The sequence below is a fragment of the Mesorhizobium sp. M4A.F.Ca.ET.020.02.1.1 genome (assembly GCF_004022645.1).
Taxonomy (GTDB): domain Bacteria; phylum Pseudomonadota; class Alphaproteobacteria; order Rhizobiales; family Rhizobiaceae; genus Mesorhizobium.
On record NZ_RZOI01000522.1, the window covers coordinates 1 to 4,432 of the forward strand.

The window sequence follows — 4,432 nt, forward strand, 5'->3', positions numbered from 1 at the left end:
GTACTCGCGGCGCTTGGCATCGAGCCCGGCAACCGCGTGCTGGAGATTGGCACCGGGACTGGCTACACGGCGGCGGTGATGTCGCGGCTGGCGTCGCGCATCGTCACCATCGACCGTTACAAGACGCTGACCGAGCAGGCCAAACAGCGCTTCGAGGCGCTCGGCATCGGCAACGTCATCGTCCGCCAGGCGGATGGCTCCAACGGATTGCCGAATGAAGGGCCGTTCGACCGCATCGTCGCCTGGGCGGCCTTCGACAGCCTGCCGCGTTTCCTGCTCGACCAGTTGTCGAGCGGCGGTGTGGTCATCGCGCCGATCGGCCCGGAGGAGGGCGAGCAGGTGCTGGCAAAGCTCACCAAAGTCGGCAGCCGCTTCGAGCGCGAGGACATCGGTATCGTCAGGCTGCAGCCGATCCTGCGCAGCGTCGCCTCGGTTATCTAACCCTCCTCGAATATTTTAAGAAAATTTTCGCCGGATTCTAAGGGGTTAACCGGCCAGTAACATTAACGCGCTTTAATCATGACCAGTTTGTACCGGGTCTGTGCGGGTTAGTGCGATGCAATTCAGTGTTTTGAAGGCAAACGGACGCAATCTGGCGCGTGGCTGCGCCGTCCTCATGATCGCAGGCGCCGCCGCGGGGTGCAGCTCCCAGGTCGCCCGCTTCAATGGTGTCGACGACGTCTTCACCTCGTCGACCAACAATCAGCGCGCCATCATCGACAAGCAGGACGTCGCCCAGCCCTATCCGGGCGATGCGGTGGCGCCGGCGCCTGTCGACGGCAGTCATACCCAGTCGGTGAGCCGCTCCAGCCTCGAGCCGGTTTCGGTGCAGCAGTTGCCGCCGCCGGTGTCACAGCCAGCCCAGGCGTCCGCGGCGAAGCCGGTGCGCACCGCTTCGGAGCCGGTCCTGGCGCCGCCCGCCACGCATGTCGACAGGACGACGACCGGCACCGCCGCCCCGGCGACGAAGCCGTTCAAGGAGGCGCAGCCCGACGCGCCGAAGATGGCGGCCGCCGGCACGCCGCGCGCCACCGAGATCGTGGTCCGGGACGGCGAGACCATCTCCGGCCTGGCGCAGCACTACAAGGTGCCGGCCGACGTGATCATGAAGGTCAACGGGCTGAGCGCGACCAAGGGCCTGAAGACGGGCCAAAAGCTGGTCATTCCCGCCTATGCCTATTCGAGCAAGGAGCCGGCACAGAAACTCGCCGACACCAAGCCCGCCAATGCGCCGAAGCCCGCAAGCGCGCCCGAGAAGATCGCCGTGCTGCCGCAGCAGCCGAAGCTCAAGGACGGCAAGTCGGCCGCGCCGGTCGACGCTAACGCCGCCGCTAGCGGATCGAAGGACGCCAAGCCTGCGACGCAGGTCGCTTCGGCTAAGCCGGCCGGCGCCGGCGGCACCTACACGGTCCAGCAGGGCGACACCCTGTCGTCCATCGCCAGGAAGACCGGTGTCGGCGTCGTGGCGCTGAAGCAGGCGAACGGCATGCAGGACGGCCTGCTCAAGATCGGCCAGACGCTGAAGGTTCCAGCCGGCGGCACCGCGACTGTCGCCGCCGCCAAGCCGGTCAAGGTCGACCCGGTGACGACCGCCACCACTCAGCCGGCCGCGAAGCCGACCGAGACGCTCGCCTCCTACACGCCGCCGAAGAAGGACGCCAAGGTCATCCAGCAGGCCGAGGACGACGACGCGGTGGCGCCGGATGCAACCGGCATCGGCAAAATGCGCTGGCCGGTGCGCGGCCGCGTGATCTCCAATTTTGGCGGCGGCAAGGACGGCGTCGACATTGCGGTCCCGGAGGGCACGCCAGTCAAGGCTGCAGAGAACGGCGTCGTCATCTATGCCGGCGACGGGCTGAAGGAATTCGGCAACACCGTCCTGGTGCGGCACGAGAACGGGCTGGTCACCGTCTACGGCCACGCCAGCTCGATCGAGGTGCAGCGCGGCCAGAAGGTCAAGCGCGGCCAGGAGATCGCGCTGTCCGGCATGAGCGGCACCACCGACTCGCCGAAGCTGCACTTCGAAGTGCGCAAGAACTCCGCCCCGGTCGATCCGTCGGGCTATCTCGAATAGAAGAAGAAAAATTGCGGGCCGTCTGAGACCTCCAGTCCAGCCCGCCGGCTCAGCCCGCTCCGCAAGGGGCGGGCTTTTTCAGCTGTCTGCCTGACCTCAATCCTTCAGCGGCTTGCCGAGACGGCCGGCAAGGTCCTGGGTGAACTGCCATGCGACGCGGCCGGAGCGGCTGCCGCGCGTCGTCGCCCATTCCAGCGCCTCGGCGCGCAGCGCATCGGGGTCGATGGCCAGGCCGTGATAGCGGACATAGCCGTCGATCATGTCGAGATATTCGTCCTGCGAACATTTGTGGAAGCCGAGCCAGAGGCCGAAGCGATCGGACAGCGAGACCTTTTCTTCCACGGCTTCCGACGGGTTGATGGCGGTCGAGCGTTCATTGTCGATCATGTCGCGCGGCAAAAGATGCCGCCGGTTCGAGGTGGCGTAGAAGATGACGTTGGCGGGGCGGCCCTCGACACCGCCTTCAAGTGCTGCCTTCAGCGACTTGTAGGAGGTGTCGTCGTGGTCGAAGGAGAGGTCATCGCAAAACAGGATGAACCGGAAAGGCGCCGCCTTGAGCAAACCCATCAGCTTGGGCAGCGTGTCGATATCCTCGCGGTGGATCTCGATCAGCTTGAGCGGCCGATCGAGCTCGTCGGAGGCGTTGACGGCGGCGTGCACCGCCTTGACCAGCGACGATTTGCCCATGCCGCGCGCGCCCCACAACAGCACATTGTTGGCGGCAAAGCCCGAGGCGAAGCGCTCGGTGTTGTCGAGCAGGATGTCGCGCACCCGGTCGACGCCTCGGATCAGCCCGATGTCGACGCGGTTGACCTTGCGCACCGGCTCCAGATAGCCGGGATCGGCCTGCCAGACGAAGCAGTCGGCCGCCGCAAGGTCGGTTTGCGGTACCGGCGGCGGGGCGAGGCGAGTGACCGCTTCGATCAGGCGGTCGAGCTTCTGGTTCAGGGCGTCAAGGGTGCTGTCGGTCATGTCTTGTCTTTTTGGTCTGGCGTTCGGGATCGGCACCGGCGGAAATCCGCTCTTTCGCGGCGGGATAAGAACCGCTTCCAACCTTTTGCCGGAGCATGATCTTTTCCGCGGACCGCACCCGGCATTCGGCGATCATGCTCTAACACGCGCCAACCGGCCGGAAAAGCAGCGGATTCGCCCGGCGGCGCAGTTGCATTGGCAACTTTACCGACTATATTCGGGCCAAATTTCGCGGGGCCGCCTCGTGGCGGTTTTTCACCTTCCAGGAGTATCTTGATGTTCGTTACACCGGCATACGCCCAGGGCGTCGGCGCCTCGCCAGACATGTTCATCAGCATTTTGCCGTTTGTCCTGATTTTCGTGATCATGTATTTTCTGATCATCAGGCCGCAGCGCGCGCAGCTGAAGAAGCGCCAGGAGATGCTCTCGGCGGTGCGGCGCGGCGACACGGTCGTGACCGGCGGCGGTTTCGTCGGCAAGGTGACCAAGGTGATCGACGACCACGAACTCGAGATCGACCTCGGCGGTGGCACCAAGGTGACGGCGCTGCGCTCGACGATCTCGGACGTGCGCGTCAAGGGCGAGCCAGTGGCGAACCAGAATGCCAAGAAATAACCGAATTGAAGGCGGAACGCTGCCGCATGTACGCCTGAACGGATAAGAACGAATGCTCTATTTTTCGCGCCTGAAGATGATCCTGATCTGGCTGGCCGTGGCCGCCACAGTGGTCCTCGCCGCGCCCAATCTCTTCCCTGCCAGCACGTTGGCGCAACTGCCCAACTGGGTGCCGAAGCGGCAGATGACGCTCGGTCTCGACCTGCAGGGTGGTTCGCACATCCTGCTTCAGATGAACCAGAACGACCTGATCAAGGATCGACTGGAGACGTCACGCGACGAGATCAGGACGCTGCTGCGCGACGCCAACCCCAAGATCAACTATACCGGCCTGTCCGGATCCGGGCGCACGGTGCAGGTCCGCATCACCGATCCCAGCCAGATCGACGCCGCCAAGAAGGTGCTGAAGCCGCTGACCGACCCGGTGGCGGCGGGGCTGTTCACCGGCGGCTCCGTCCAGGAGATGACGCTGGACGATTCCGAGCCGGGCCTGCTCAAGTTCACCGTCACCGACGCCGGCATCAAATACCGCACCTCGACGGCGCTGACGCAGTCGATCGAGGTCGTCGAACGGCGCGTCAACGAACTCGGCACCACCGAACCGATCGTGCAGCGGCAGGGCGACGACCGTATTCTTGTCCAGGTGCCGGGCTTGCAGGACCCGCAAAGGCTGAAGGAAATCCTTGGCCAGACCGCCAAGCTGACATTCCAGATGGTCGACCAGTCGATGCCGGTGCAGGACGCGCTCAACGGCCGTCCGCCGGCAGGCTC

At 64.9% G+C, this 4,432-nt stretch carries 4 protein-coding genes and 1 pseudogene; 4 read left to right on the forward strand and 1 reads right to left on the reverse strand.

The window, feature by feature from the left end; translation table 11 throughout:
- Positions 1-441 (forward strand): methyltransferase domain-containing protein (locus EN742_RS25695; RefSeq protein ID WP_128333426.1); only part of this gene is annotated, 441 nt, incomplete at its 5' end.
- 115 nt (positions 442-556) lie between these two features.
- A complete protein-coding gene (locus tag EN742_RS25700) occupies positions 557-2,074 on the forward strand; it encodes a peptidoglycan DD-metalloendopeptidase family protein (RefSeq protein ID WP_126054206.1) in 1,518 nt (505 codons plus the stop codon).
- Between the two features lie 96 nt (positions 2,075-2,170).
- Here EN742_RS25700 and EN742_RS25705 read toward each other — a convergent pair whose 3' ends face one another.
- The gene (locus EN742_RS25705) at positions 2,171-3,046 is read right to left on the reverse strand and encodes an ATP-binding protein (protein WP_126054207.1); all 876 of its coding nucleotides are present in this window, start codon (positions 3,044-3,046) and stop codon (positions 2,171-2,173) included.
- Between the two features lie 276 nt (positions 3,047-3,322).
- Here EN742_RS25705 and yajC point away from each other — a divergent pair, with 276 nt between their 5' ends.
- Together yajC and EN742_RS25715 are read left to right on the forward strand one after the other, a co-directional pair.
- Positions 3,323-3,661: a preprotein translocase subunit YajC gene (gene yajC / locus EN742_RS25710; RefSeq protein ID WP_126054208.1), complete on the forward strand. Its 339-nt coding sequence runs from the start codon at positions 3,323-3,325 to the stop codon at positions 3,659-3,661.
- Between the two features lie 52 nt (positions 3,662-3,713).
- Positions 3,714-4,432, forward strand: a pseudogene (locus EN742_RS25715) (protein translocase subunit SecDF); the annotation flags it as partial.

Excerpts from the sequence above, each read along its gene's own strand:
- EN742_RS25700 (WP_126054206.1), top strand. The coding sequence starts at position 557 with ATGCAATTCAGTGTTTTGAAGGCAAACGGACGCAATCTGGCGCGTGGC.
- EN742_RS25705 (WP_126054207.1), bottom strand. The coding sequence starts at position 3,046 with ATGACCGACAGCACCCTTGACGCCCTGAACCAGAAGCTCGACCGCCTG.
- yajC (WP_126054208.1), top strand. The coding sequence starts at position 3,323 with ATGTTCGTTACACCGGCATACGCCCAGGGCGTCGGCGCCTCGCCAGAC.